The sequence below is a fragment of the Bradyrhizobium sp. RD5-C2 genome (genome assembly GCF_019972155.1).
Classification (GTDB): domain Bacteria; phylum Pseudomonadota; class Alphaproteobacteria; order Rhizobiales; family Xanthobacteraceae; genus Bradyrhizobium.
In genome coordinates, this window is sequence record NZ_BOVL01000019.1 from 351,877 (window position 1) to 377,916 (window position 26,040).

The 26,040-nt window shown below is 65.7% G+C and carries 25 protein-coding genes; 3 read left to right on the forward strand and 22 right to left on the reverse strand.

Going from position 1 to position 26,040, the window contains the following annotated elements; all coding sequences use genetic code 11:
* The 4 genes from BraRD5C2_RS22700 to rimP form a co-directional block, all read right to left on the reverse strand.
* On the reverse strand, positions 1–667 hold a 667-nt coding region (locus BraRD5C2_RS22700), incomplete at its 3' end, for a translation initiation factor IF-2 associated domain-containing protein (RefSeq protein ID WP_223971603.1).
* A 109-nt stretch (positions 668–776) separates the two neighbouring features.
* Positions 777–1,463: an RNA-binding protein gene (locus BraRD5C2_RS22705; RefSeq protein WP_223971604.1), complete on the reverse strand. Its 687-nt coding sequence runs from the start codon at positions 1,461–1,463 to the stop codon at positions 777–779.
* 15 nt (positions 1,464–1,478) lie between these two features.
* Positions 1,479–3,092: a transcription termination factor NusA gene (nusA, locus tag BraRD5C2_RS22710; protein ID WP_223971606.1), complete on the reverse strand. Its 1,614-nt coding sequence runs from the start codon at positions 3,090–3,092 to the stop codon at positions 1,479–1,481.
* A 3-nt stretch (positions 3,093–3,095) separates the two neighbouring features.
* On the reverse strand, positions 3,096–3,872 hold the full coding sequence (gene rimP / locus BraRD5C2_RS22715; RefSeq protein ID WP_223971608.1) for a ribosome maturation factor RimP: 777 nt from the start codon (positions 3,870–3,872) through the stop codon (positions 3,096–3,098).
* A 347-nt stretch (positions 3,873–4,219) separates the two neighbouring features.
* Here rimP and BraRD5C2_RS22720 point away from each other — a divergent pair, with 347 nt between their 5' ends.
* Together BraRD5C2_RS22720 and BraRD5C2_RS22725 are read left to right on the forward strand one after the other, a co-directional pair.
* Positions 4,220–5,290, forward strand: coding sequence for a DUF2336 domain-containing protein (locus tag BraRD5C2_RS22720; RefSeq protein ID WP_223971610.1), 1,071 nt, complete (start codon positions 4,220–4,222; stop codon positions 5,288–5,290).
* Between the two features lie 206 nt (positions 5,291–5,496).
* On the forward strand, positions 5,497–6,339 hold the full coding sequence (locus BraRD5C2_RS22725) for a phytanoyl-CoA dioxygenase family protein (protein ID WP_223971612.1): 843 nt from the start codon (positions 5,497–5,499) through the stop codon (positions 6,337–6,339).
* Between the two features lie 116 nt (positions 6,340–6,455).
* On the opposite strand, the gene BraRD5C2_RS22730 is transcribed toward BraRD5C2_RS22725, so the two are convergent.
* The 16 genes from BraRD5C2_RS22730 to murJ all read right to left on the reverse strand — a co-directional run bounded on the left by BraRD5C2_RS22730 (position 6,456) and on the right by murJ (position 21,587).
* Positions 6,456–7,196 carry a tRNA (guanine(46)-N(7))-methyltransferase TrmB gene (locus BraRD5C2_RS22730; protein ID WP_223971614.1) on the reverse strand — a complete coding sequence of 247 codons (741 nt, stop codon included), beginning with the start codon at positions 7,194–7,196 and terminating at the stop codon, positions 6,456–6,458.
* Positions 7,193–8,317, reverse strand: coding sequence for a M20 family metallopeptidase (locus tag BraRD5C2_RS22735; RefSeq protein ID WP_223971616.1), 1,125 nt, complete (start codon positions 8,315–8,317; stop codon positions 7,193–7,195). The genes BraRD5C2_RS22730 and BraRD5C2_RS22735 overlap by 4 nt, the downstream gene beginning before the upstream one ends.
* A 204-nt stretch (positions 8,318–8,521) precedes the next feature.
* The gene (locus tag BraRD5C2_RS22740; RefSeq protein WP_021082652.1) at positions 8,522–8,938 is read right to left on the reverse strand and encodes a helix-turn-helix domain-containing protein; all 417 of its coding nucleotides are present in this window, start codon (positions 8,936–8,938) and stop codon (positions 8,522–8,524) included.
* Between the two features lie 262 nt (positions 8,939–9,200).
* Complete coding sequence (lnt, locus tag BraRD5C2_RS22745) at positions 9,201–10,814, reverse strand: apolipoprotein N-acyltransferase (RefSeq protein WP_223971618.1); 1,614 nt, start codon at positions 10,812–10,814, stop codon at positions 9,201–9,203.
* Positions 10,811–11,923 carry a hemolysin family protein gene (locus BraRD5C2_RS22750; protein WP_223971620.1) on the reverse strand — a complete coding sequence of 371 codons (1,113 nt, stop codon included), beginning with the start codon at positions 11,921–11,923 and terminating at the stop codon, positions 10,811–10,813. Before BraRD5C2_RS22750 ends, lnt begins: the two co-directional genes overlap by 4 nt.
* A gap of 1 nt (position 11,924) precedes the next feature.
* Entirely contained in the window at positions 11,925–12,422 is a 498-nt protein-coding gene (gene ybeY, locus BraRD5C2_RS22755; RefSeq protein WP_223971622.1) for an rRNA maturation RNase YbeY, read from the reverse strand.
* A 68-nt stretch (positions 12,423–12,490) separates the two neighbouring features.
* Positions 12,491–13,561 carry a PhoH family protein gene (locus BraRD5C2_RS22760; protein ID WP_077231173.1) on the reverse strand — a complete coding sequence of 357 codons (1,071 nt, stop codon included), beginning with the start codon at positions 13,559–13,561 and terminating at the stop codon, positions 12,491–12,493.
* Positions 13,562–13,566: 5 nt separating this feature from the next.
* Positions 13,567–14,955 carry a tRNA (N6-isopentenyl adenosine(37)-C2)-methylthiotransferase MiaB gene (gene miaB / locus BraRD5C2_RS22765; protein WP_223971625.1) on the reverse strand — a complete coding sequence of 463 codons (1,389 nt, stop codon included), beginning with the start codon at positions 14,953–14,955 and terminating at the stop codon, positions 13,567–13,569.
* A gap of 204 nt (positions 14,956–15,159) precedes the next feature.
* Positions 15,160–15,843 (reverse strand): HAD family hydrolase, encoded by a 684-nt coding sequence (locus tag BraRD5C2_RS22770; protein ID WP_223971628.1) that lies wholly within the window; start codon positions 15,841–15,843, stop codon positions 15,160–15,162.
* Between the two features lie 4 nt (positions 15,844–15,847).
* A complete protein-coding gene (locus tag BraRD5C2_RS22775; protein WP_092120651.1) occupies positions 15,848–16,300 on the reverse strand; it encodes a Fur family transcriptional regulator in 453 nt (150 codons plus the stop codon).
* A 67-nt stretch (positions 16,301–16,367) separates the two neighbouring features.
* Positions 16,368–16,853, reverse strand: coding sequence for a ribosomal protein S18-alanine N-acetyltransferase (gene rimI / locus BraRD5C2_RS22780; protein ID WP_223971631.1), 486 nt, complete (start codon positions 16,851–16,853; stop codon positions 16,368–16,370).
* Positions 16,850–17,545, reverse strand: a complete 696-nt coding sequence (gene tsaB, locus BraRD5C2_RS22785) for a tRNA (adenosine(37)-N6)-threonylcarbamoyltransferase complex dimerization subunit type 1 TsaB (protein ID WP_223971634.1) — start codon at positions 17,543–17,545, stop codon at positions 16,850–16,852. Before tsaB ends, rimI begins: the two co-directional genes overlap by 4 nt.
* 88 nt (positions 17,546–17,633) lie before the next feature.
* Positions 17,634–18,203: a NifU family protein gene (locus tag BraRD5C2_RS22790; RefSeq protein WP_223971637.1), complete on the reverse strand. Its 570-nt coding sequence runs from the start codon at positions 18,201–18,203 to the stop codon at positions 17,634–17,636.
* Positions 18,204–18,346: 143 nt separating this feature from the next.
* On the reverse strand, positions 18,347–18,841 hold the full coding sequence (locus tag BraRD5C2_RS22795) for a universal stress protein (RefSeq protein ID WP_092120638.1): 495 nt from the start codon (positions 18,839–18,841) through the stop codon (positions 18,347–18,349).
* An 87-nt stretch (positions 18,842–18,928) separates the two neighbouring features.
* Positions 18,929–19,981, reverse strand: coding sequence for a tryptophan--tRNA ligase (gene trpS, locus BraRD5C2_RS22800; protein WP_223971640.1), 1,053 nt, complete (start codon positions 19,979–19,981; stop codon positions 18,929–18,931).
* A 67-nt stretch (positions 19,982–20,048) separates the two neighbouring features.
* Positions 20,049–21,587 (reverse strand): murein biosynthesis integral membrane protein MurJ, encoded by a 1,539-nt coding sequence (gene murJ / locus BraRD5C2_RS22805; protein WP_223971643.1) that lies wholly within the window; start codon positions 21,585–21,587, stop codon positions 20,049–20,051.
* Between the two features lie 247 nt (positions 21,588–21,834).
* Between murJ and BraRD5C2_RS22810 the strand changes: the two genes are divergently transcribed.
* The gene (locus BraRD5C2_RS22810) at positions 21,835–22,836 is read left to right on the forward strand and encodes an adenosine kinase (RefSeq protein ID WP_223971646.1); all 1,002 of its coding nucleotides are present in this window, start codon (positions 21,835–21,837) and stop codon (positions 22,834–22,836) included.
* Positions 22,837–22,998: 162 nt separating this feature from the next.
* Here the strand turns inward: BraRD5C2_RS22810 and BraRD5C2_RS22815 are convergent, their stop codons facing one another.
* Together BraRD5C2_RS22815 and BraRD5C2_RS22820 are read right to left on the reverse strand one after the other, a co-directional pair.
* Positions 22,999–24,699, reverse strand: coding sequence for an AMP-binding protein (locus tag BraRD5C2_RS22815; RefSeq protein WP_223971649.1), 1,701 nt, complete (start codon positions 24,697–24,699; stop codon positions 22,999–23,001).
* Positions 24,700–24,846: 147 nt separating this feature from the next.
* Entirely contained in the window at positions 24,847–26,040 is a 1,194-nt protein-coding gene (locus BraRD5C2_RS22820; protein WP_223971652.1) for a serine hydrolase domain-containing protein, read from the reverse strand.

Sequence of the window (26,040 nt, forward strand, 5' to 3'; positions counted from 1 at the left end):
GGCGCGCAGGCGTCGTGGTCGTCGTGCGGGCTGCCGGCGCCCGGGCTGCCGGAGCAGCAGATGCGGTCGCGGTTGCGGCCGGCCTGGCCGGTGCGGCGGCGGCCGGCGCGCCGGGCTTGGCCTCGCCCTCGCCGAAGCGGCGCTTGGCCTCGACTTCGGCCTTGCGCTTGGCCTCTTCCTCGTGGCGGTGCCGCTCCTCTTCCGCCTTGCGGCGGGCCTCGGCGGCCTCGCGCTCGACCTTCTCGGCAGCCTCGCGGACGGCGCGGCGCTTGGCTTCCTCTTCGGCCTGGCGGCGCTCCTCGATGTCGCGCTGACGGGCGTCGGCCAGCGCGCTGGCACGCGCGGAACGCTCGTCTTCAGTCAAGGTCGGCAGCACCACGCCGGAGCGGGTGTTGCGTTGCTGGCCGGGAGGCGGGCCCGAGGGGCGGCCCTGCGGCGGCCTCGGGGCGGGCGCCACCGGCTTTGCAACCACGGGTTCCGGCGCATGCGTCTCGCCGGGGCCATCGCCACCGACGCGACGCTTGCCGCGTTTCTCGACCACGACCTGCTTGGTCCGGCCGTGGCTGAAGCTCTGGCGCACGGTGCCCGTCTCGACGCGCGGCTTCAGCGACAACGTCTTGCTCGGGACACTCAGAGTCTTGTCGCCAGGGGTCTTGGTATCAACCATTCAGCAGTCCTAATCTCGTTTTCGCTGTGCGCTTCCGCACAAATCGTTTTCAAGGCTCGTCTTTTGCTGAGCATGATCCGGTCGGAAAGACGGCGTCCGCCTTCCTGGATCAGGCTCTGGAATTTCTGGCCGCTTCGGCGGTCTTGTCGTCGTCGGCCATCCGGTATCGGACCAGCATCTGGCAGCGCGACAGGAACGTCTTGCTCGCCGGGCCCGCGAGCAGCGCAGCATGTATCACATTTGACCGCCCAAGTGCCAAATCCAATTCTTCCGACGTCAAAACATTGACGACGGCGATTACCGGCGATTCACCACGTTTTTCGCCCCTTTGCCTGACGATCGCGTCCAATTTGCGGATTCCGTCCGCTGCGCCGTCCGAAGCGTGGATCAGGGCTGCAGTTTCGTTCCGGTTGAGTGCGTCCTCGACCTTGCCGAAGCCCGAAACGACCTGACCGGCCTTGGCGGCCATCGCCAGGGCCTCGGTGACGCTGCGGATCAGGAGGGCGTCGGTGTCGGCGGGAAGGGTCGGCGCGACGCGGACATCGCGCTTGAATCCCTTGCTAAATTGGTGACGGCGGACCGCTTCAGCAACGCTGCGCCGCGATGCCGAAACCCATAATCCGCGGCCCGGCAGCTTGCGCTTGAGATCCGGGATCACCTCGCCCGTGGGCGCGATGACGAACCGGATCAACTCGTCGATCGGACGCACCTCGCGGCTGACCGCGCACATCCGCGTGGTCGCGGACTTCTGCGTCCGCGGTCCATCGTCGAGATCGGGGTCAGCCTGAGCAAGCATCCGTGGGGCATCTCCTTACGACGCCGCTTCTGCTTCGGCGGCCTCGGCCTCCTCAGCAGGCTTGGCAAGGTCGGCTTCGGTGATCCAGCCGGCCTTCACACGGGCCTGCATGATCATCGCCTCGGCTTCGTCGCGCGAGACCTCGATGCCATCGAGGAACCCGGCATGCTTGGTCGGCTCGCCGCCTTCCTTGCGCTCGGTCCAGCCGACCAGATCGTCGGTGGCGCAGCCGGCCAGATCCTCGACGGTCTTCACGTCGTTCTCACCGAGCTTCACCAGCATCTTGCCGGTGACGCCGGGCACGTCCTTCATCGCGTCCTCGACGCCGAGTTCCTTGCGCTTGGCCTCGAGTTCAGCCTCGAGCTGCTCCAGATATTCGCGGGCGCGGGTCTGCAGCTCGGTGGCGGTCTCCTCGTCGAAACCTTCGATACCGGCGAGTTCCTTGACATCGACCAGCGCGAGCTCCTCGACCGAGGTGAAGCCTTCCGAGGCGAGCAGCTGGCCGACGACCTCGTCGACATTGAGCGCCTCCATGAACACGCGGGTCGAGTTCTCGAAGTCGGCCTGGCGGCGCTCCGACTCTTCCTGCTCGGTCAGGATGTCGATGTCCCAGCCGGTCAGCTGCGAGGCAAGGCGGACGTTCTGGCCGCGGCGGCCGATCGCCAGCGACAGCTGGTTGTTGGTGTCGGGAACCACGACCTCGATGCGCTCGCGGTCCTCGTCGATCACGACCTTGGCGACTTCAGCCGGCGCCAGCGCGTTGACGACGAAGGTCGCGATGTCGGGCGACCACGGAATGATGTCGATCTTCTCGCCCTGCAGCTCGTTCACCACGGCCTGCACGCGCGAGCCGCGCATGCCGACGCAGGCGCCGACCGGGTCGACCGAGGAATCGCGCGAGATCACGCCGATCTTGGCGCGCGAGCCGGGATCGCGGGCGACCGCCTTGATCTCGACGATGCCGTCATAGATCTCGGGCACTTCCTGTGCGAACAGCTTCGCCATGAACTGCGGATGGGTGCGGGAGAGGAAAATCTGCGGACCACGGGTCTCGCGGCGGACGTCGAAGATATAGGCGCGGACGCGGTCGCCGTTGCGGAACACTTCGCGCGGCAGCATCTCGTCGCGGCGCACGATCGCTTCGCCGCGGCCGAGATCGACGATCACGCTGCCATATTCGACGCGCTTGACGATGCCGTTGACGATGTCGCCGATGCGGTCCTTGAATTCCTGGTACTGCCGGTCGCGCTCGGCCTCGCGCACCTTCTGCACGATCACCTGCTTGGCGGACTGCGCGGCGATGCGGCCATATTCCAGCGGCGGCAGCGTGTCGGCGATGGTGTCGCCGACCTGGGCGCCCGGATTGGCGCGCTGCGCATCATGCAGCGAAATCTGGTTCGACGAGTTCTCGACGACGTCGACCACCAGCATGTGGCGTGTCAGCCGAAGCTCGCCCTTCTTGGCGTCGATCTCGGCATGGACGTCGGTCTCGCTGCCGTAACGGGCACGTGCGGCCTTGGCGATGGCATCTTCCATCGCCGCGATCACGATGGAGCGGTCGATCGACTTTTCGCGCGCAACTGCGTCTGCGATCTGCAGCAGTTCGAGTTTGTTGGCGCTGACTGCCATGGCTTAGTCTCCTTCGAATGGATCGATCTCGCCACGGCGCGCGCGTTCGGCGGCCAGGCGGTGCTTTTTGGTGTTGGTCGGCGCCGGCTTGGTGCCGGGCTTGAGAGCAGGCTTGGGTTTCGGCTTCTGACTCTTCGCGGGATCGCTCTTCTTGGCGTGGGCCGGCGGCGGCGGCGCGAGGCCGAGCTCGCGGCGCAGCTCGCGCTCGGCGGCCTTGCCGCGGCGCATCGATTCCTCGATCAGCTCGTCGGTCAGCACCAGCCGTGCGTCCGAAATGTCCTCCATCACCAGGAGAACCTCGGCGTCCTCGGTCGGACGCGGATCGTCGCGCTTGATGCGCACCGCATTGCCTTCGACGCCGGCGAGCAGGCCGCGGAACCGCTTGCGGCCCTGATGCGCCACTGCCATCTCGATCTTAACCAGATGCCCGGTGTAGCGCTCGAAGTCGGAGCGGCGCACCAGCGGCCGGTCGATTCCGGGCGAGGAGATTTCCAGCCGGTAGGCGCGCTCGATCGGGTCGGCGACGTCGAGCACCGGCGACAGCGCGCGCGAGATCGCCTCGCAATCCTCGAGCTGCATCGAGCCGTCGGGGCGCTCCGCCATGATCTGCACGGTGCAGCCGGAGTCGCCCGAAACCTTGATGCGCACCAGGCGATAGCCCATGCCCTGCAGCACCGGGACTGCGACCGCGGCGACGCGCGCCGCAACCCCGGGCTCGACGACGAGCCGCGGCTCGGCGAGCAGTTCGGTGTCCACGGACGTGGCGGTCGGATCGGTCATATCCAGTGTCAAAGGCTGTCTAGGTTCTATCGGTTGTCTGAGGTCTGTTGTGTTGTTCAGGTGGCCTTAAGGGGCCGCTAACGCTACCTAAACTGGACCCGGCCTCGCTGGGTCCCGCCAGGTAATAAAAAAGAGCGGGTCCCGGGGGGCCCACTCTCCTACGCGATCGTATGAGATACCATAAGTTGCGGTGGATATAGCCCTTTTGCCGGGGTCCGGCAAGGCCTCCATATCAGGCTGGAGGCGATTTTGCGGCTTGGAGGGTGCAGGTTTGACCTAACCCTCCGTTTACGAACCGGGCCATAGATTGCCGAAAATCGGCAGAAGCCGCCGGTTGGACAAGGCTCATGACGACAGCCCCCGCGCTGATCCCGGAACTCGACGACATCGTTCGCCGTGGCGACCCCAAGCGCCGCGCCGAGGCCGCGCGGCGGCTCGGCGAGCTGTTCCTGCAGGGTGCCGCGGGCTTCCACCCCGACCATGTCGACCTGTTCGACGGGGTGCTGACCAGTCTGGTCCCGCATGCCGAGCTGGCTGCGCGGATCGATCTCGCCGAACGGCTCGCGCCGCTCGCCAACGCGCCGAGGCATCTGGTCGGGCAACTCGCGCGCGAGGACGAGGTCGCGATCGCGGGGCCGGTGCTGCGCCGCTCGCCGGTGATTGACGAAAAGGTGCTGGTCGAGATCGCCAATGCCAAGGGCCAGGGCCATCTGCTGGCGATGGCCGAGCGGTCCAGGCTCTCGACCGCGCTGACCGACGTCATCGTCCGTCGCGGCGATCGCGATGTGATCCGAAGCGCGGCCGGCAATGCGGGCGCGGCGTTCTCGGACGCCTCCTTCACGACGCTGGTGCGGCGCGCCGGTCAGGATGGCGTGCTGACCTTGCGGATAGGCCGCCGTGACGATCTTCCGCCCGTGCATCTGAAGAGCCTGCTGGCCGGTTCGATCGACGTGATCCGCCGCCGGTTGCAGATCGTCGCCAAGCCGGAACGGCAGGCCGAGATCAAACTGGCGTTGACCGAGATCGAAGGCGTCGTCGCGCAGGTCGAGGGCCGTGACTTCGCTGCTGCGCAGCGCACGATCCTGGCGTTGCATCGCGCCGGCGAATTGAATGAGGCCGCGGTGGCAGGCTTCGCAAAGGCCTTCAAATATGAGGAATGCGTGGCGGCGCTCGCGGCGCTGACCGGCGTGAAGATCGTCACGCTCGATCGCCTGATCTCCGGCGATCGTTACGATCCGATCCTGATCGCCAGCAAGACGATCGGCTTCGAATGGCCGACCGTGCGCGCCCTGATCCTGATGCGGCTCGGGCCGAACCGCGTGCCGTCGCCGGCCGATATCGAAGGCGCGCGCGTGAATTTCGTCCGCCTGATGCCGTCGACCGCGCAGCGCGTCGTGGATTTCTGGAAGTCGCGCTAAGGTCGAACGCCGACGTTCAAACTCGTCATCCTGAGGAGCGCCGCAGGCGCGTCTCGAAGGGTGTACGGCCCGGCTGGTGGCCGTCGACCCTTCGAGACGGCCTGCGGCCTCCTCAGGGTGACGGGGACCTAAAAAGACCTGCCAAACCTGAACCGGCCCGCTATGCTTTCCGCAAGGCGCGACACAGCGCCAACGGGGAGATCGCCATGCTGACGGACGCCGACATCCAATCGCACGCCGAACGGATCCGCGACGACGGGTTTACCGTGATCGAGCGCGCCGCCTCGCCGGACCTGGTCGAGGGATTGAAGGCGGCGGTGCTGCGAATCGAGAGCGAGCACAATCTCGCACCTGCCAGGACGTCGTTCGAGGGTTTCAAGACGCTGCGCATCAACAACCTCCTGACCTATGACGATCTGTTCTGGGAGGTGCCGCTGCATGAGAACGTGCTGCCGGTGGTCGAGCGCGTGCTGGACAAGGAATGCCTGCTGTCGTCGTTCTGCTCGCTGGTGCTCGGTCCCGGCCAGGAGGCGCAGCCGATCCACGAAGACACCCAGTTGATCCCGCTGCCGCGGCCGCATATCCCGATCACGATCAATGCGATCTGGGCGCTGTCCGATTTCCGCGACGACAACGGCGCGACGCGGATCATTCCGCGCAGCCACACATTCGATTCGTCGCCGGAATACGGCAAGGATTACGACGCGGTCACCGCGACTATGCCGGCCGGCAGCGTGATGCTGTTCGACAGCGCGCTGTGGCATGGCGGCGGCGCCAACACCAGCGACGCCAGGCGCTTTGCGTTTTCTTGCGCCTATTGCTGGGGCTGGATGCGGCAGCAGGAGAATCTGCAGCTCGGCATTCCGCGCGAGACCGCGGCCCGCTTTCCGCGCCGCTTGCAGGAATTGTGCGGCTACAGCGTCTACAAGGGCCAGTTCGGCCACATCGACAATCATGATCCGATCGAGCTGCTCGGTCGCGAGCGCGGCAAGCGCATGGTCTGGGAAGCGACCGACGTCAGGAAGGCGCGGATGGCGGGGCAGGGATAGAAGTTTTCGTCATTCCGGGGCGCGCCTCTTGGCGCGAGCCCGGAATCCATTTCTCCGCTACCGCATGTCGCCTGATGGATTCCGGGCTCGTGCTTCGCACGCCCCGGAATGACGCATCAAGGCAGGCGCTTGAAGCGCAGATACGCCGCCTTGCGCCCTTCACGTTCGGCCTTGGCGCCGTAGCGCGTCATGGTGTAGTTCGGCCACGGCTGCTGCCAGTCGATCGCGCGCTCGGCGAGCCAGGCGAAGTCGGGCGAGCGCATTAGATGCGCGAGCGTCCAGGCGCAGTAATCGTCGATGTCGCTGACGAAGCGGAATTCGCCGCTCGGCGGCAGCAGCCGGGTCATCGCCGCAACCGTCGCATCCTGCACGAAGCGCCGCTTCCAGTGCCGCCGCTTCGGCCAGGGATCGGGATGAATCAGGTCGATGCGCGCCAGCGAGCGCGCCGGCGCCCAGGCCAGTAGCTCGGCGGCGTCGCCGGCGAACAGGCGGATGTTGGCGATATTGTGCGCCTCGATCTGGGTCAGGATCTTGGCCATGCCGTTGACATAGGGCTCGCAGCCGACGAAGCCGGTCGCCGGAAAGGCCTGTGCTTCCGCGATCAGATGCTCGCCGCCGCCGAAGCCGATCTCGAGCCTGACGTTTTCAATGCCATCATCGAACAGTTCGGTCAGCGCCTCGGGCGCGGGCGCCGCGATGTCGATCGAAAGGTGCGGCAGCAGAGTGTCGATCAGGTCGGCCTGGTGCGCGCGCAGCTTGTGGCCCTTGCGCCGCCCGAAGAACGAGCCGCGCGAATGCGCCATCGCGCCATCGTCGGACGAATCGCGATCGCCGCTGTCGTTCGGAGCCGTGGTCATCGCAGCGTCTGATAGAGCCGGTAGAGCAGTCGCGCGCGCGGCTCGATCGACGAGATGTAGAGCTGCTCGTAATGGGTATGCGCGCCCTTGCCGTCGACGCCGAGGCCGTCGAGGGTTGCGGTATGCGGCGCGGTGAAATTGCCGTCGGAGCCGCCGCCGGTGAACACATCGATCAGCTCGAAGCCGAGTTCGCCTGCAAGCTCCCTGGCGTGTTCGTAGAGCGCGGCGCCGGCATTGCTCTTCTCATAGGGCGGACGGTTCAATTCGCCGGTCACCTTCACGGTGACGCCGTCGGTGCGCGAGGTGATGCCGAGGATCTTCGGCACCAGCTCGTCGGCATCGGCCATGGTCGGCACGCGCATGTCGACTTCGGCATAGGCCTCTTCGGCGATCACGTTCGGCTTGGTGCCGCCGCGGACCACGCCGACATTGACGGTGACGCCGCGCTTGAGATCGTTCATCGCCTCCAGCGCCAGGATCACATGGCCGAGTTCCCGGATCGCGCTGCGGCCATCCTCGGGGCGGGTGCCGGCGTGCGCCGGCGCGCCCTTGATGTGGACGTCGAAGCGCGCGACGCCTTTGCGTCCGGTGACGATCTTGCCGCCGTCGCGCGCCGGCTCGGTCACCAGCACGTATTTGGCCTTGCGACCCTCGGCCTCGATCAGCGCCCGCGAGGTCGGGCTGCCAATTTCCTCGTCCGAGACGTAGAGCTGGGTGACGCCGAGCGGCGGGCGCACGTCGTCGGCGCAGATCTGCCGGAACGCGTGGTATGCGAGATAGGCGCCGCCCTTCATGTCGTAGATGCCCGGGCCGAACGCACTGTCGCCTTCGATCTTGAATGGTAACCGTTCGATGAATCCCATCGGATGAACTGTGTCGAGATGGCTCAACACCAGAATGCCCGGCGCGTCCTGCCCCCACGACGAGCGCGTCACCAGGTGATCGCCGCAGCCGTCGCGTCCCGCAACGCGGTCGACGGTGGCCGGCAGGTCGCGATATCCCGACGCGACGAGATCAGCCAGCTTGTTGACCTGATCCGGCCGCTCCGTCGGCGTTTCGATCTCGACCCAACGGCGAATGCCGTCGAGGATCTCAGTGGTTTCGAACGGGTTGCTGGACATGCTGTTGTCGTCGCCTGTGAATTCGCTTTGTCATTCAGCGCACGCGCCCAAGCATGATCCGGAAAAGTGCGAAGCAGTTTTCCGGAAAGATCATGCACAAACAAGGAGCTAAAGCGCGACGACGGTTCGGAACTCGTCACGCCTTAACGCATGCCGGAATGACATATTCCAGATTTGACGATCTCTCAAACGGATATGGCCGGATCAGACCTGTTCGGCCGCCTCGCGCGCCGCGATCTGCTCGACCAGCTCGACGATGCTGCGGCGGAGCTTGGCGTCCGCGATCCGCGTGAACGCGCGGGTCAGGGCCAGGCCTTCGGCGGTTGCCAGAAAATCGGACACATAGGCCGGCGAGGAGCCCTCGCTGAAGCCGTCAGCGGTCTTGACGCCGCTCGGGCCGCCGTCGAACAGGAAAGAGACCGGCACCTGCAGGATTTCGGAGATCTGCTGCAGCCGGCTGGCGCCGACACGGTTGGTGCCCTTCTCGTATTTCTGCACCTGCTGGAACGTCAGGCCTAACGCCTCGCCCAGTTTTTCCTGGCTCATGCCGAGCATGATGCGTCGCATTCGGACGCGGCTGCCGACATATTTGTCAACAGGATTGGGCGCTTTGGTGGACATTCCAACTCTCCTAAGGGATTGCGCGCCCGGGGGGTGAGGCAAGTTGGACGTGGAGTATGCCTCAGGCGCCGGTGCCGTCAAATCCTGCAAGGAGGATCGGGACGAAATGCGGACAATTTGCGCAAAGGGGCTGACTTGGCTTGTTATTTCGCGTGGACCCGTACAATGCGAAGTGCACGGTCGATCTGTCAACAGGTGGAATCACACTGAGGTAAATTTCGACACTTTTTCGGGTTCGTGTGACAACCGGCGATAAGCGCCGTCAGGTCTTTCGCCTGACAAAACGCCTCCGCAAGACGATTGCGAGGGCAACTAACACAATCACAGCGGCGGGGATGTTGCCGACACGCGCGTAGATCGTCGGCGCGATGGCCGTCGGCAGGCCGGCATCGAGCACGCCCTCGATGCCGAGCCCGAGCTGGGCGACGATCCGCCCGACCGGGTCGATGATGGCCGAGATGCCCGTATTCGCGGCGCGCACCATCGGCAGGCCTTCCTCGATCGAGCGCAGCCGGGCCTGTTGCAGATGCTGATAGGGGCCGGTCGAGATTCCGAACCAGCCGTCATTGGTGACGTTGATGATCCAGCCGGGACGGTCGTCGCGGCTCACGACGTTGCCGGGGAAGATCGCCTCGTAGCAGATCAGGGGCAGCGCGCGCGGCGCATTCGGAATATCGAGCGTGCGGCGGATGGTGCCGGGAATGAAGCCGCCCTGCACCTTGGTGAGCTGCACGAAGCCGAGCTTCTCCATCCAGTCCTGGAACGGCAGATATTCTCCGAATGGGACAAGATGCAGCTTGTCGTAGACCGCAAGCACGCTGCCGTCATGGTCGATGACGTAGATCGAATTATATGCGCGCGTGACGCGGACACCGGGCGGCAGATCGGGTGCGCGCACCGAGCCGGTGATCAGCACGGTTCCCTTCGGCAGCAGATCGGCGATCTGCGCCATCGCGTCGGCTTCCTTGGTCAGGAAGAACGGAAACGCGGATTCCGGCCAGATCAGGATGGTGGAGTCGCTCACACCGGTGGAGTGCGGCCCGGACGCACGATCCGACAGAGTGAGATATTTCTGCATCACCGCCGCCTTGGCGGAGTAGTTGAACTTGGCGTCCTGCTGCAGATCGGGCTGCATGATGCGCAGCTTGACGCCGCTGACCATGCTGGTCGGCTGTTGCGAGAGGCGCGCCGCACCGAACGCCAGCATCGCGGCGAGCACCAGCACCGCGGCCACCGGCGCGCGCCACGGCTTGCGGCCGCGCGAGGCGCCGTCGATCAGCACGGCCGGACTTGCGAAGATCGCAACGGCCAGGAGCGTCATGCCCCACAGCCCGATCAGCGACGCGGTCTGGGCCAGTGCCAGCGGCTCGGTCAGCGCGTAGCCGAATGCATTCCACGGAAAGCCGCTGAGCAGATGGCCGCGCAGCCATTCCGAAATCGTCAAGCCAACCGCCAGCGCCAGCACGCGCGAGGCGTCGCGCGGCCAGATCAGCCGTGCCAGCCCGAAGCCGAAGGCGGTGAACAAAGCGAGATAGGCAGGCAGGCCCAGCACCGCGAACGGCGTCAGCCAGGCGAAGGTGTCTGCATCGACGAAGAAGGCGTAACCGATCCAGTACAGCCCCGGCACGAAATAGCCGAGGCCGAACCAGAAGCCGGACAGCGCTGCGGCAGGTACGCCGCGCCAGCGTCCCGCAGCGCTGCCATCGATCAGCCAGACCGCGATGGAAAAGGTCAGAAACAGTACCGGCCAGGCGTTGAACGGCGCCATCGCCAGCGAGGACAAGGCGCCTGCCGCGAGCGCGAGCACGACGCGCTTCCATCCCCAGGTCAGGATGACGGCGAGACCGATCGATCGGAGCTTGTCGGAGAGCCTCACTGCGGACCGGCTCCCTCGCCGGGCGGCGGCAGGTTGTCATTCGCCTGCGGGGTGCCGGAATCCGGCGCCTGCTCGCGGCGCCGCTCGCGCTCCTTGCGCGGTGCCGGCCGTTCCTTGCGCGTCGTGACCCGCACGCGCTTGACCCGCCGCGGATCGGCGTCGAGCACCTCGACCTCGTAATTGCCCGGACCGGAAATCACCTCGCCGCGCACCGGCAGGCGGCCGACGAACGACACCAGATAGCCGCCCAGCGTCTCGACCTCCTCGCCGGCCTCGCCGGTGACGAAGTCTTCGCCGATCACAGAACGGACATCGTCGAGGCTGGCGCGCGCGTCGGCAATGAAGGAATTGTCCGGCTGGCGGACGATGGACGGCGGCTCGTCGGAATCGTGCTCGTCGTCGATCTCGCCGACGATCTGCTCGACGATATCCTCGATCGACACCAGCCCATCGGTGCCGCCATATTCGTCGACCACCAGCGCGAGATGGATGCGCGAGGCCTGCATCTGCGCCAGCAGGTCGATCGCGCGCATCGACGGCGGGATGTAGAGCAGCTTGCGGATGATATGAGCGTCCGCCAGCGGCAGCGCGAGATCGACGCTGCGCAGATCGAGCCCGGCCGGGAACGGCTTCTTGCGCTTCGTCTTGGTCGCATCGGTGACGCGCGCCTTCGCGGTCATGAAGGCGAGCAGGTCGCGGATGTGCACCATGCCCTCGGGGTCATCGAGGGTTTCGTTGTAGACGACGAGCCGCGAATGCGCGGCGCTCTCGAACAGGCTCATCAATTCGCCGAGCTGAATGTCGCGCTTGACCGCGACGATGTCGGCGCGATGGATCATGACGTCGGCGATCCGCCGCTCGTTCAGCGACAGGATGTTGCGCAGCATGGTGCGCTCGATTGCCGAGAAGCCGACGTCGTCGGGCGTCGAGGCGTCGAGCACCACCTGCAGATCGTCGCGTACCGAGCCAGCCTTCCAGCCGAACAGCGTGCGGATCGCGCGCACCAGCCAGCCTTCGGCCGCCGGGCGCTGAACCTCGCCGTCATGCACGACGGCGGGCAGGTTGCTCACGTTGCGCGGATTGTCATGGGTCGGGTCGGAATCCGGCATGTCAGGCGATCCGATCCGCATAGGGGTCGGGAATGCCGAGGGAGGCGAGGATCTCGCGCTCGAGCGCCTCCATGTCCTCGGCATCGTCATCGTTCTCGTGGTCGTACCCGATCAGATGCAGGAAGCCATGCACCGCGAGATGGCTCAAATGATGGTCGAACGGTTTCTGTTCTTCATCGGCTTCCCGCCGCGTCGTCTGATAGGCGATCGCGATATCGCCGAGCATGCGCGGGGCATCGTCGGGTCCGCCGGGGCCTTCCGGCTGGAGCGCCGGAAACGACAGCACGTTGGTCGGCTTGTCGATGCTGCGCCAGTTGGCGTTGAGGGTGCGGATCCCTGCGTCGTCCGTCAGCATCACAGCAACCTCGGCGCCGGCGACATCGGCATCGGCGATTGCGGCGGCAGCCTCGATGGCGCGATGGATCACCGCGTCGGCATCGGGCTCGGCCTGCCAGCATTCGGCGGTGACGAGAACCTCGGTTGCAGGAAAAGCAGACACGTTGGTTTCAAAATCTGCGTTATGGCCGGAACCCGCATCGCGCGGGCTCGCGGCCGAAGCTATTGGTCTCAAGATCTGGCGTTTGCCGGCTTTTGCGGCAATCCCTCATAGGCGGCCACAATGCGCGCCACCAATTCATGGCGGATGACGTCCTCGGCCTTGAAATGTACCTGCGCGATGCCCTCGACGCCGTCGAGCAGCTTCACGGCTTCGGTGAGCCCCGAAGCCTGGCCGTGCGGCAGGTCGACCTGCGACGGGTCGCCGGTGACGATCATCCGGCTGTTCTCGCCGAGACGCGTCAGGAACATCTTCATCTGCATCGTCGTGGTGTTCTGTGCCTCGTCGAGGATGATGGCGGCATTGGTCAGGGTGCGGCCGCGCATGAAGGCGAGCGGCGCGATCTCGATCTCGTTGCCTTGCAGCGCGCGCTCGACGACGCGCGCATCCATCAGATCGTACAGCGCGTCATAGATCGGGCGCAGATATGGATCGACCTTCTCCTTGAGATCGCCGGGCAGGAAGCCGAGCCGCTCGCCGGCCTCGACCGCGGGCCGCGTCAGGATGATGCGATCGACTTCCTTGCGCTCGAACAATTGTGCTGCGTGGGCGACCGCGAGCCAGGTCTTGCCGGTGCCGGCCGGGCCGATGCCGAACACCAGCTCGTGCCGCTTCAGCGCGCGGATGTAGGAATCCTGCGCCGCGGTGCGGGCGCGCACCGGGCGTTTGCGCAGATTGATCGTTTCAAAGGTCGGCTTGGCGGTCTTGTTGTCGAATTCGAACAGCGAGCCCTGCGCGATCACGGCGCGGATCGCGCCTTCGACTTCGCCCTGATCGAGGTCGTGCCCTTCGACGGCCTGCGCGTAGAGGGTCTCGAGCACGCGCCGTGCCGCATCGCAGCCGTCCCGGGAGCCTGCGATGGTGAGATGGTTGCCGCGGGAATCGACCACGACGCCGAGCCGCCGCTCGATCAGTGCCAGATTCTGTCCGTAGGGGCCGACCAGCGCGGATGCGGCACGGTTGTCGTCGAAATCGATGACGACCTGAGTTTCAGGCGGCCGGGTCTCGGGTGGCATTTGCATGTCGCGGTCAGGTTTGCGGCTGGGAGCTAACGAAGACGAATCCGATGCGCTTTTGGGCAAGGATTTCAGGCTCCAATGGTCTGCGAAATGAGGCCGGGTGCGGATTGCGTGGCGAGCTCGCCGATCAGGCTGTAGCGCTCGAGGCTGTCGATCCTCACCGGGAGGATCTGGCCGATGATGTCAGGCGATGCCATCACGTGGGCGGGCTGCAGATAGGCGGTCCGGCCGACGATCTGGCCCGGATTGCGCGCGGCGCGCTCGAACAGCACATCGACCGTTGTGCCAATCGCAGCCCGGTTGAAGGCCGATTGCTGGCTGTCGATCAATTCCTGAAGCCGCCCCAAGCGCTCGTCCATCTCGGCTGCTGACACCGTCTCCCGCATCTCCGCCGCCGGCGTGCCCGGCCGAGGCGAATACTTGAATGAATACGCCGCAGCGTACCCGATTTGCGTGACAAGCGCGAGAGTGGCGGAAAATTCTTCCCCGGTCTCGCCGGGGAAGCCCACGATAAAATCTGATGAAAAAGCAATGTCTTGCCGCGCGGCACGGAACCGGTCGATGACGCGCCGGTAGTCATCGGCGGTATGCTTGCGGTTCATGGCGGCCAGGATCCGGTCCGCCCCCGATTGCACCGGCAGGTGCACGAACGGCATCAGTTCGGGCAAATCGCGATGCGCGGCGATCAGGCTGTCGTCGACGTCGCGCGGATGGCTGGTGGAATAGCGCAGCCGCATGACCTCAGGAATCTCGGCGAGCTGCTGCAGCAATTTGCCGAGTGGCCAGACACGGCCATCGGGGCCTTCGCCGTGATAGGCGTTGACGTTCTGCCCGATCAGCGTGAATTCGCGCACGCCGTTGTCGGCGAGCTGCTTCACGTCGTCGATGATCTTCGCGACCGGACGCGAGACTTCCGTGCCGCGCGTATAGGGCACCACGCAGAAGGTGCAGAACTTGTCGCAGCCTTCCTGCACCGTGACGAAGGCGGAGATGCCGCGGGCGCGGATCGCAGCCGGCTTCGGCTGCGGCAGGAAGCCGAACTTGTCCTCGACCGGAAATTCGGTTTCAAGCGCGCGGCCGCTTTCCTTGGCGCGCTTCAGCAGCGCAGGCAGATGATGATAGCTCTGCGGCCCGACCACGATGTCGACGGTCGGCGCACGATGGATGATCTCGGCACCTTCCGCCTGCGCGACGCAGCCGGCGACCGCGATCTTCATCTCGCGGCCCGCCCGCGCGGCTTCATCCTTGGCGACGCGCAGCCGGCCGAGTTCGGAGTAGACCTTTTCCGACGCCTTCTCGCGGATGTGGCAGGTGTTGAGGATCACGAGATCGGCGTCTTCGGCGCTCGCGGTCTCGACAAAGCCCTCGCCGGCCAGCGTGTCCACCATGCGCTGCGCATCGTAGACGTTCATCTGGCAGCCATAGGACTTGATGTGCAGCTTGCGCGGCGTCGTCATGGAACCCTGAATGCGAAAATGGAAACGGCGCCATCAGGGCGCCGTTGCTCAAATAAGGCTTAAACCGGGGAAAATCCAGCTTTTCACCCCGTCATTCCGGGGCGATGCGGCAGCATCGAACCTCAGGGCCGCAATTGCGCCCTGGGGAATCTCGAGATTCCGGGTTTGCTCCCTTCGGTCGCGCCCCGGAATGACGGAGTGTGCTCAGTCGGCAATCTGGATGTCAGCACCAATTCTAGCGATCAAATCGGGCAATTGGCGCATATCTGCGAAGGTTATGGCCGCGCCGGCCTGGCGCAGCGTGTTCTCATGTTCCGCCGTGCAGTGGCTGCCGCCGTAAAAGCCGAGCACGGTCATCCCGGCGGCGCGGGCGCCGGTGACGCCGGCCACGCTGTCCTCGATCACGACGCTGCGCGCAGGGCTGGCGCCCATCTGGCTGGCCGCGAACAGGAAGAGGTCGGGCGCCGGCTTGCCGCGCTTGACCTGGGTGGCGGAGAAAATATGCGGCGCGAGCTGGTCGTAGAGCCCGGCGCAGGTCAGGCCGTGATGGATCTTTTCCGGCGTGCCGCTCGACGCCACGCATTTCGGCAAGGTCAGCGCTGATATCGTCTCGCCGACATGCGCGATCGCGTTGAGATCGTCGGCATAGAGACTGAGCGTCGCGTGCTTGACCTCGGCCTCGAAAGAGTCGGGCAGCGCACGGCCGATCTCGCTTTCGACGATCCGCCGCGCCTCGCGGTCGGACACGCCGAGGAAACGCTTCAGCACGCCGTCGGGCGTGATCGGAAAGCCGTGCCGCGTCAGCGTGTCCGCATGCGCGCGACAAGAGATCACCTCGCTGTCGACAAGCACGCCGTCGCAATCGAAGATGACGAGGTCGAAGCTCACCCGGTTACGACTTGCTGTCGTCGTCGAGCGGGACGCAATAGAGCTCGAGACGGTGATCGACCAGCTTGTAGCCGAGCTTGCGCGCGATCTCGGCCTGTAGCTTCTCGATCTCCTCGGAGGTGAACTCGATCACCTTGCCGTCGCGCAGATTGATCAGGTGGTCGTGATGGCTCTCGGGCATCTGCTCGTAGCGCGCGCGGCCTTCGCGGAAGTCGTGACGCTCGATGATACCGGCATCCTCGAACAGCTTGACGGTGCGATAGACCGTCGAGATCGAGATTTTGTCGTCGACTGCCACGCAGCGGCGATAAAGCTCCTCGACGTCGGGATGATCCATGGCTTCCGCCAGCACCCGCGCGATCACGCGGCGCTGTTCGGTCATGCGCATGCCGGTCGCGGCGCAGCGCGCCTCGATGCCGGTATTTTTATGCGCAGGCGGGATTTTCACCGTGGTCATGGGTTTCGGGCCGTATTCTTCAAACCTTGGGTGGCAGAGCGGAGGGTGTTCTGCCATCGCGCCGATGTTACGACAAGTCGCGCCGCATCAGAAGCGCGTTCAAATGTTCCCCACCGGGCTGCTTGTAATAGCGTTCGCGACGGCCGATCACGCCGAATCCGGCCCTTTCGTAGAGCCGCCGCGCCGGCTGATTGTTCTCTTCCACTTCGAGGAAGATGGTGCGGATACCGCGGCCGGCAAGATGGCCGAGATGGGTCAGCAGCAGGTCGCGCGACAGGCCGCGCCCGCGCTGATTGGAATCGATCGCAATCGACAGGATTTCCGCTTCGTCCGCCGCCATCCGCGAGACCGCGAAGCCGATCACCCTGCGGCCGTGGCGCAGCCGGTGCACCAGCGTGTTGCGCTCGGTCAGCATCGCCTCGAACTCGCCTTCGCCCCAGCCGCGATGAAACGACGCGCCGTGCAACTGCGCGAGCCGCGCCGCATCGCGCAAGGATGCGGGCTCGACCGCGGGCGGACCGCCGCCCCACCATCGCGACAGCCAGCCGATCATGTCGATGGCGGCGCGCTGATGACCAGGCGATCCTTCGGCGGCTTCGCGTCGGGTGCGCGCAGATAGAACGGACGCGGCGGCGCAGTGTCGGGATCCACCGCTGCGCCGACCCAGGCGACCCAAATGATGTCGGGGGCGGACTGCCTGTCGACCTTGACCGGCGGAGCCGCATCCACGGGCCAGCGCTCGGCAAGGATGTTGGCGGCGTTGCCGACCAGATGCAGCGCGCCGAACTGTGCGGCCTCGAGTGCCTCTGCGATCGGCGCAACCTTCGGCTTGAGCATCAGGCTGCCGTCACCGCCGACCAACTGGAAATAGACGTGATCGTGCCGCGCGTCGATCGCCGACAGGATCGGGGGTGCGGCATTCTCGGCGACTACCGGCGCGGCGAAGGCGGCGAGCGTCGACAGCCCGACCACCGGCTTTTCCGCTGACAGTGCAAGGCCGCGCGCCGCCGAGAGCCCGACGCGCAGGCCGGTGAAACTGCCGGGGCCGGTGGTGACGGCGATGCGGTCAAGCCCGGCAAAGCCGATGCCGCTTTCTTTCATCACCCGCGCGATCAGCGGCATCAGCGCCTCGGCATGGCCGCGCTGCATCGCCTGCGATTCGATGGCGATGGTGTTGCCGGAGTTGGTGTCGAGCACCGCCGCGGAGCAGGCGTCGAGCGCCGTATCGATCGCGAGAATGATCATGGGAGGGCGAATGGCGAATACGAAATGGCGGACAGGGAGTTCGAGGAGAACGCTGTTCGCGATCCGCCATGCGCCATTCGCCGCTCCATCACATCGGCCGGACTTCCTGCACGTCGGGCACGAAGTGCCGCAGCAGGTTCTGGATGCCGTGTTGCAGGGTCGCGGTCGATGACGGGCAGCCGGCGCAGGAGCCCTTCATGTTGAGATAGACGATGCCGTCCTTGAAGCCGCGGAAGGTGATGTCGCCGCCGTCATTGGCAACCGCCGGACGCACGCGGGTCTCGATCAGGTCCTTGATCTGCTCGACCGTCTCGGCGTCCGCCTCGTCGAAGAACTCGTCTTCCTCGTCGCGGGCGTCATCGCTGGCAGCGGTGCCGTCGGCGAGCAACGGCGCGCCGGACATGTAGTGCTCCATGATGGCGCCGAGGATCGCGGGCTTGAGGTGCTGCCAGTCGCCGTCCGCTTTGGTCACGGTGATGAAGTCGGCGCCGTAGAACACCCCGGTGACGCCTGCGACGGCGAACAGCCGTTCGGCAAGCGGCGATCGCGCGGCGGTCTCGACTGAGGAGAATTCCAGGGTGCCGCTGTCGAGCACGGCGCGGCCCGGAATGAATTTCAGGGTGGCGGGATTGGGTGTGGCTTCGGTCTGAATGAACATTTGCTGTCTCCGGCGTCGCCGGTTCAAGGCCGGCGCGTTGGGTTCCCTTACCAAATGGCAATTTAAAAGCCTGCGATCAAGCCGCAAAACCGCGGTTCCAGGCCTCAATCCATGCTCTGGAGCGATTTCCAGGCCCGATAAGGTTAGGACAGGGCGTCGATCTCGGCGTCGGTCAGGCCGCCAGGCACGATGGTCACCGGGATCGGGAACGCCCCCATGGTCTTGGCCATGGTGGTGATGATCGGCCCGGGCCCCTCGGCGCCCGGATTGGCGGCCAGCACCAGCATCGCGATATCGACGTCCTTGTCGATCACGTCGAGGATCTGCTCGGTCGGGTCGCCCTCGCGAATCACCCGCTCCGGGGTGATGGCGGCGATCCCGTTGGCGCGGCCGGCGGCGCGGTCGAGCGCCTCGTTGGCAGCCTCCTCGGCCTCGGCGCGCATGATGTCGGCGACCCCCAGCCATTGCTGGTTCTGGTCCTCGGTTTCGATCACCCGCAGCATCAGGACGCCGCCGCCGACCCGGATCGCCCACCGGCTGGCGTAATAGACCGCGCGGTCCCATTCCGCGGTGTCGTCAACGATGACGAGGCATTTCGGCTTGTGACCTGTCTCGTAGCTTCGTCGCTGGGCGGTCATGCATGTCCCGGTGCTGAACCAAACCAACCCATGCTGCCACACTCCCTCCCTGTTGGGGAGAGGGCGCGCGCAGGTCCGCCGGTGATGTCAGCGCGGGCGGATGAAGCCGACGATGTCCTTGGTGAGGCGCATGGTCTCGTCGGCTATGCCGCGGGCGCGGTTGGCGCCGTCGATCAGGATCGAATCGACATGGCCGGGATCGGCGACCAGCTTCTTCATCTCGGAGGCGATCGGCGCCAGTTTTGCGACGCAAACCTCGACCAGTGCGTTCTTGAAGCTGGAGAACTGCCCGCCGCCGAACTGCGTCAGCACCTCCTGCTTGGAGACGCCGGCGAGCGCCGCGTAGATGCCGACCAGATTGTCGGCCTCGGGGCGGGTCTCGAGCCCCTTTTCCTCCGACGGCAGCGGCTCCGGATCGGTCTTCGCCTTGCGGATCTTCTGCGCGATGGTGTCGGCGTCGTCGGTGAGGTTGATGCGCGAATTGTCCGACGCATCCGACTTCGACATCTTCTTGGTGCCGTCGCGCAGGCTCATCACTCGCGTCGCCGGCCCCGTGATCAGCGGCTCGGGCTGCGGGAAGAACAGGCCGTCGGCAAAGCCGTGACCACGAATAGAATCGCCGAAGTCGTTGTTGAACTTCTGCGCGATGTCGCGGGACAGCTCCAGATGCTGCTTCTGGTCCTCGCCCACAGGCACGTGGGTGGCGCGGTAAAGCAGGATGTCGGCAGCCATCAGCACCGGATAGTCGTAGAGGCCGACCGAGGCATTCTCGCGGTCCTTGCCGGCCTTCTCCTTGAACTGCGTCATGCGGTTCAGCCAGCCGATGCGCGCAACGCAGTTGAAGATCCAGGTCAGCTCGGCATGGCCGGCGATCTGGCTCTGGTTGAACACGATGTGCTTCTTGGCATCGATGCCCGAGGCGATGAAGGCCGCGGTCACCTCGCGGGTGTTGCGCGCCAGCTCGGCCGGGCCGCCCCAGACCTCGACGCCCTGCGTGATCGCGTGCATGTCGACGACGCAATAGATGCAGTTATGGGTCTGCTGCATCTTCACGAAGTTGACGATGGCGCCGAGATAGTTGCCGAGGTGCAGATTGCCCGTCGGCTGGACGCCTGAGAAAACCCGTTCAACGAACGCCATGGTCTAATTCCCGGAAATAGGGCTGCTTTTGCCGGGTCGTTTGCCACTTAAGCCCTGCGCGCGCAAGTCAGGCAGGGCGCCTTTGCCTGACGGCGTTAACCGCCTGTCGCCAGCCGGTGACGCCGAAAAGCTGCAAGAACAGCCCGTAACCGGCGATGCCGGCGGCGATCAGCACGAGAAGGGAGGCCGCCTGCACGAAACCGTGGCGGCCGGCGGCCGGCAGCGCGCCTTCCGCGAGCCACAACAGGCCGCCCATCGCGAGCGCTGCGGCCAGGATACGTGGCAGCCGGCGGCGCGCCTCCGCATCGATCGAAAAGCCGAAGGTCGTAGCGCCCTTGCGGATCAGCGCCAGCGCATTGCTCCAGGCGCCGAGCGCGATGCCGGCGGCGATTCCGCTCGCGCCGAAGATATGGCCGAGCAGGAAGGCCGCGGCGATTGCGACCACGATGGCCTTCAGCGTCGCAAACAGCGGCGTCAGCGTGTCCTCGCGCGCGAAGAACGCCGGCGACAGTGCCTTCACCAGCACGTGTGCCGGTAAAGCCAGCGTCAGCCAGATCAGGGCTTGCGCGGTTGCCGCGGAATCCTCCGCAGTGAACGCGCCATGCTCGAACAGCATCCGTACGATCGGCTCGCTCAGCACCATCAGGCCGAGCGTTGCGGGCAGCGCCAGCCCGACCGCGAGTTCGAGCCCACGCGATTCCGCATGCGCGATCGCGGCATGCTCGCCGCTGCGCACCGCGCGCGTCATCTCCGGGATCAGCACCGTGCCCATTGCGACGCCGACAATGCCGAGCGGCAGCTCGAGCAGGCGGTTGGCGAAATAGAGCCAGGACACCGCCGATGGCGAGGTCGACGCGATCACCGCGCCCGCTACGACAAGCCATTGCGGCGCGCTGCTCGCCACCATGCCGGGGACCGCGCGGCCGAGAAAGCCGCGCATCTCGGGACCGAAGGAGAGGCGGAGCGGCGCGGCGAGTTTTGCGCCGCGCAGCGCCAGCATCGAGAGTTGCAGGAAGCCGGCGATGCCGATCGTCGCCGCCATGACCAGCGCGGCCTGCACCGGATCCTGCTGCCGCGCCAGCAGCACGGCCATCACTGATATCAGCGCGATGTTGAACAGCAGCGGTGAGAACGCCGTCAGCGCGAAGCGTCCCTGCGCGTTGAGCAGCGCCATCATCACGGTGACGGGGCCGGCGAAGGCAAGATAGGGCAGCATCAGCCTCGCGTTGTCGACGGCGAGTTGCAGCGTGTCGCGGCCGATGAAGCCCGGCGCGATCGCCGCGATTACCAGCGGCATCAGTGCGCCGATCACCAGTGCGGCCACGATCACGGCAGCGCTGACGGTGCCCAGCACGCGGCCGGCAAAGGCAGTTGCCGCGGCCATGCCGTCGGCATCGCGCGCCTTCAGCCAGGCCGGCACCAAGGCGGCATTCAATCCACCCTCGGACAGCAGCCGCCGCACCACATTCACGAGCTGGAACGCCGCCAGGAAGGCATCCGCCACCGGCCCCGCGCCCAGCAGCGCGGCGATCACGGAATCGCGCACGAAGCCGAGCAGTCGCGAGGCCAGCGTTCCCGAGGAGACCGTGAGGAAGGAGCGGAACATGGCGCCTGTATAGCAGCCGCGCGCTTTGCTGCCAGCAGTGCCCTGCTAGACCCGTCATCCTGAGGTGCGAGCGTAGCGAGCCTCGAAGGATGAATCGGCCAGAGCCGGGCCGTGCATCCTTCGAGGCTCGCCAAGAGGCTCGCACCTCAGGATGCGGGAACAGGCAGCTTCAGCTTCCCTTGCTGCCCCGAGGCCTAACGTGATAGGTCGCGGCTCTTGTTGGGTGGCGTTAACACAGGGCAGGTCTATGGCTGACGCAAAATATGACGTTCTCGGGATCGGCAACGCGATCTTCGACGTGCTGGTGCAGACCGACGAGGCATTCCTTGCCCGTCACGGCATGACCAAGGGCTCGATGCAGCTGATCGACGAGGCGCGCGCCACCGCGATCTACAGCGACATGGGGGTAGCGACCGAGGTGTCGGGCGGCTCGGCTGCCAACACCATCGTCGGCGTCGGCAATCTCGGCGCCCGCGCGGCCTATGTCGGCAAGGTCAAGGACGACCAGATCGGCAAGCTCTACGTCCACGACATCCGCGCCGCCGGCGTGGCCTTCGACACCGCGCCGGCCAAGAGCGGCCCGGCCACCGGCTGCTGCTACATCCTGGTGACGCCGGACGGCGAGCGCACCATGAACACCTATCTCGGCGCCGCGCAGGACCTCACGCCCGACGACATCGATCCGGCCCAGATCGCAGCCGCCAGGATCGTCTATCTCGAGGGCTATCTCTGGGATCCGAAGAACGCCAAAGACGCCTTCGTGAAGGCGGCCGATATTGCGCATGGCGCGGGCCGCCAGGTCGCGCTGACGCTGTCGGATTCGTTCTGCGTCGATCGCTACCGCGACGAATTCCTCGCTTTGATGCGCAAGGGCACGGTCGACCTCGTTTTCTCCAACGAGTCCGAGCTGCACTCGCTGTACCAGACCTCGGATTTCGACACCGCGCTGAAGCAGTTCGGCAAGGACACCAAGCTCGGCGTCGTCACCCGCAGCGAGAAGGGCTGCGTCGTGATCTCAGGCGATGCCGTCGTATCGGCACCCGCCTCTCCGATCGACAAGCTCGTCGACACCACCGGCGCCGGCGACCTGTTCGCCGCCGGCTTCCTGGTCGGCCTGGTGCGCAATGTCGGCCATGAGAACGCCGGCCGCCTCGGCGCGCTCGCCGCTGCCGAAGTGATCCAACACATCGGCGCCCGGCCGCTGGTGTCGCTGAAGGATCTGGCGAAGGGGAAGGGGCTGTTGGTCTAAGTGCCTCTTATCTCGCCCCGCTCGCGGGGAGAGGCCGGAACGCATCGTGAGATGCGTTCCGGGTGAGGGGGAGTCTCCGCGTACTCACTGCTTTCGAATTTGCGGAGGCGGCCCCTCACCCCGACGCTCTCCCCGCAAGAGCGGGGCGAGGGAGAAGGGACCTCACGCCGTCTTCGCAGCCTTCAATCCCAGCCGCTGCTCGACCGCGTCGCGCATCACGAATTTCTGGATTTTGCCGGTCACGGTCATCGGGAATTCCTCGACGAACTCGACATAGCGCGGGATCTTGTTGTGGGCGATCTGGCCCTGGCAGAAGGCGCGAACTTCGTCGGCGGTCAGCGTCTCGCCTTGTCGGACCCTGACCCAGGCGCACAGCTCCTCGCCATAGCGTGCGTCGGCGACGCCGAAGATCTGCACGTCCTGGATCTTCGGATGGCGATAGAGGAATTCCTCGATCTCCCGGGGATAGAGGTTTTCTCCGCCGCGGATCACCAGATCCTTGATGCGGCCGACGATGTTGCAATAGCCCTCGTCGTCGATCACGGCGAGATCGCCGGTGTGCATCCAGCCATTTGCGTCGAGCACGTCGCCGGTCTTTTCCTTCTCCTCCCAATAGCCTGACATCACGCTGTAGCCGCGGGTGCAGAGCTCACCGCGTTCGCCGCGCGGCACCACCTTGCCGTCAAGGTCGACGACCTTGACCTCGACATGCGGATGGATGCGGCCGACGGTGGAGACGCGGCGCTCCAGCGGATCGTCCGTCGCGCTCTGAAAGCTCACCGGGCTGGTCTCGGTCATGCCGTAGGCGATCGTCACCTCGCGCATGTTCATCTCGGTGTTGACGCGCTTCATCACCTCGATCGGGCAGGGCGCGCCGGCCATGATGCCGGTGCGCAGCGACGACAGGTCGAAGCGCTTGAACTCGGGATGGTCGAGCTCGGCGATGAACATGGTCGGCACGCCGTACAGCGTGGTGCATTTCTCCTTCGCGACCGTCGCAAGCGTCGGCAGCGGATCGAAACCTTCGCCGGGATAGACCATGGTGGTGCCGAGCGTGACCGATGCGAGGTTGCCCATCACCATGCCGAAGCAGTGATAGAGCGGCACCGGAATGCAGATGCGGTCCTGCTCGGTCAGGCGCATGGCGCGGCCGGTGAAGTAGCCGTTGTTGAGGATGTTGTGATGCGTCAGCGTCACGCCCTTCGGCGAGCCGGTGGTGCCGCTGGTGAACTGGATGTTGACGGGATCGTCGAACTGCAGGCTTGCGCCGAGCGCCGCAAGCTGTTCGCGATGGCGCTCCCCGCCCATCTGCGACACCTGCTCAAATGGAATCGTGCCCGGTGCCGCCGGTCCGCCGATCTGGATCACGGCGCGCAGCTGCGGCAGCCGCGCCGAGCGCAAATGGCCGGGCTCCGAGCTCGCAAGCTCAGGCAGTAGTGTGTTCAGCATCTCCATATAGGCCGAGGTCTTGAACGCGGTCGCGGTCACGATCGCGGCGCAGCCGACCTTGCCGAGCGCGAATTCGAGCTCGCTCAGCCGATAGGCGGGATTGATGGTGACGAGGATCAGGCCGGCTTTCGCGGCGGCGAATTGCGTCAGCGTCCATTCGGGCCGGTTGAGCGACCAGATGCCGATCCGCTCGCCGCGCTGCAGCCCGAGCGCGAGGAAGCCGGCCGCCAGCGCCTCGACCCGCGCGGCGAATTCGTTCCAGGTCCAGCGCACATTGTGGCTGGGCGAGACCAGCGCCTCGCGCTCGCCCCAGCGCGCGCGTGCGCGGTCGAGGCTGCGGCCGATGGTTTCGCCGAGCAGCGGCGTATCTGAAATGCCGCAGACATAGCTGTCTGCCTTGGGTGTGGATGCCAAGCTCGTCCTCCTCGTGGTCGTGTTCGTGTCGTCGCGCTTTTTCCGCGATCTTAGTCGTTTGGTGCCGGCAGGACAGGCCCGACCTATGGCGGGTATGAAAAATCCCTCCCCGCGAGGGGAGGGATTTGTTGCTGCTGGACTGGAACCTCAGGCTGCTCGCTGTCCGCTGCCGGCGTCGAGGCCGGCATAGATGCCCTTCTCGAAGCCGGCGAAGGCCTCCAGGCTGTGCTTGTCGGCGAACGGCAACAGCTGGGTCAGGATCACGCCGCAGACGTCGCGCGACGGATCGATCCAGTAATAGGTGTTGGCGAGGCCCGCCCAGGCGAGGCTGCCGGCGCTGCGGCCTTCCGGAGTCTTGGCGGTGTTGATCAGGAAGCTCAGGCCCCACTTCTTAACGATGTCGGGCCAGAGATCGACGTCGTTGGTGTACATCGGCGCCGCGGTCGTCATCTTGTCGACGGTGAGCTCGCCGATGTGGTTCTGCCCCATCGTCGCGACGGTCTCGGCCTTCAGCACCTGGTTGCCGTTGCCTTTGCCCTTGTTGAGGATCATCTGGCAGAACTTGAGGTAGTCGGCCGCGGTCGAATAGAGGCCGCCGCCACCCATGTGGAATTCAGGGTTCTGCTCGAGCTCGAACGGGATCGCGGCGAGCGTGCCGTCCTCGCCGCGGGCATGCATGCCGACCAGTCGCTTGCGCATGTTGTCCGAGATCTTGAATGCGGTATCGCTCATGCCGAGCGGCGCGAACATGTTGTCGCGCAGATAGGCATCGAGCTTCTTGCCGGACGCCGCTTCCACCGCCTTGCCGACGAAGTCGATATTGGTGCCGTATTCCCAGCGCGTGCCGGGGTCGGTCATGATCGGGGTCTTCAGCGCGGCATTCAGGCAGGTGATGATGCCCGGCGTGCCGGTCTTCTCGAGATATTTGCCGAGATCGGCGTCCCACATGTCGTAGGCGAAGCCGGCGGTGTGGGTCATGAGCTGGCGCAGCGTGATCGGCTTTTTCGCCGGCCGCAGCTTCGGCTCGCCCTTGGCGTCGAAGCCGTCGAGCACCTGCACGGCGGCGAGATCGGGCAACAGCTTGCCGATCGGCTCATCGAGCGAGAGCTTGCCCTGCTCGACGAGCTGCATCGCGCCCGCGGAGGTCACCGCCTTGGTCATCGAGGCGATCCAGAACACGCTGTCCGCCGTCATGGGATCGCTCTTGGAAAGGTCGCGCTTGCCGAACGCGCCCTCGTAGATCACGTCCTTGCCGGTGGCCGCGATGGCGACCACGCCGGGAATCTCCTTTGCCTCGCTCTTCTGCCGCAATACCTGATCGATCTGAGCCTTGCTCTGCAT

Bases quoted from the DNA above. Each gene is read 5' to 3' on its own strand.
- BraRD5C2_RS22705 (WP_223971604.1), bottom strand. From the start codon at position 1,463: ATGCTTGCTCAGGCTGACCCCGATCTCGACGATGGACCGCGGACGCAG.
- nusA (WP_223971606.1), bottom strand. From the start codon at position 3,092: ATGGCAGTCAGCGCCAACAAACTCGAACTGCTGCAGATCGCAGACGCA.
- rimP (WP_223971608.1), bottom strand. From the start codon at position 3,872: ATGACCGATCCGACCGCCACGTCCGTGGACACCGAACTGCTCGCCGAG.
- BraRD5C2_RS22720 (WP_223971610.1), top strand. From the start codon at position 4,220: ATGACGACAGCCCCCGCGCTGATCCCGGAACTCGACGACATCGTTCGC.
- BraRD5C2_RS22725 (WP_223971612.1), top strand. From the start codon at position 5,497: ATGCTGACGGACGCCGACATCCAATCGCACGCCGAACGGATCCGCGAC.
- BraRD5C2_RS22730 (WP_223971614.1), bottom strand. From the start codon at position 7,196: ATGACCACGGCTCCGAACGACAGCGGCGATCGCGATTCGTCCGACGAT.
- BraRD5C2_RS22735 (WP_223971616.1), bottom strand. From the start codon at position 8,317: ATGTCCAGCAACCCGTTCGAAACCACTGAGATCCTCGACGGCATTCGC.
- BraRD5C2_RS22740 (WP_021082652.1), bottom strand. From the start codon at position 8,938: ATGTCCACCAAAGCGCCCAATCCTGTTGACAAATATGTCGGCAGCCGC.
- BraRD5C2_RS22750 (WP_223971620.1), bottom strand. From the start codon at position 11,923: ATGCCGGATTCCGACCCGACCCATGACAATCCGCGCAACGTGAGCAAC.
- miaB (WP_223971625.1), bottom strand. From the start codon at position 14,955: ATGACGACGCCGCGCAAGCTGCACATCAAGTCCTATGGCTGCCAGATG.
- BraRD5C2_RS22775 (WP_092120651.1), bottom strand. From the start codon at position 16,300: ATGACCACGGTGAAAATCCCGCCTGCGCATAAAAATACCGGCATCGAG.
- rimI (WP_223971631.1), bottom strand. From the start codon at position 16,853: ATGATCGGCTGGCTGTCGCGATGGTGGGGCGGCGGTCCGCCCGCGGTC.
- tsaB (WP_223971634.1), bottom strand. From the start codon at position 17,545: ATGATCATTCTCGCGATCGATACGGCGCTCGACGCCTGCTCCGCGGCG.
- BraRD5C2_RS22790 (WP_223971637.1), bottom strand. From the start codon at position 18,203: ATGTTCATTCAGACCGAAGCCACACCCAATCCCGCCACCCTGAAATTC.
- BraRD5C2_RS22795 (WP_092120638.1), bottom strand. From the start codon at position 18,841: ATGACCGCCCAGCGACGAAGCTACGAGACAGGTCACAAGCCGAAATGC.
- trpS (WP_223971640.1), bottom strand. From the start codon at position 19,981: ATGGCGTTCGTTGAACGGGTTTTCTCAGGCGTCCAGCCGACGGGCAAT.
- murJ (WP_223971643.1), bottom strand. From the start codon at position 21,587: ATGTTCCGCTCCTTCCTCACGGTCTCCTCGGGAACGCTGGCCTCGCGA.
- BraRD5C2_RS22810 (WP_223971646.1), top strand. From the start codon at position 21,835: ATGGCTGACGCAAAATATGACGTTCTCGGGATCGGCAACGCGATCTTC.
- BraRD5C2_RS22820 (WP_223971652.1), bottom strand. From the start codon at position 26,040: ATGCAGAGCAAGGCTCAGATCGATCAGGTATTGCGGCAGAAGAGCGAG.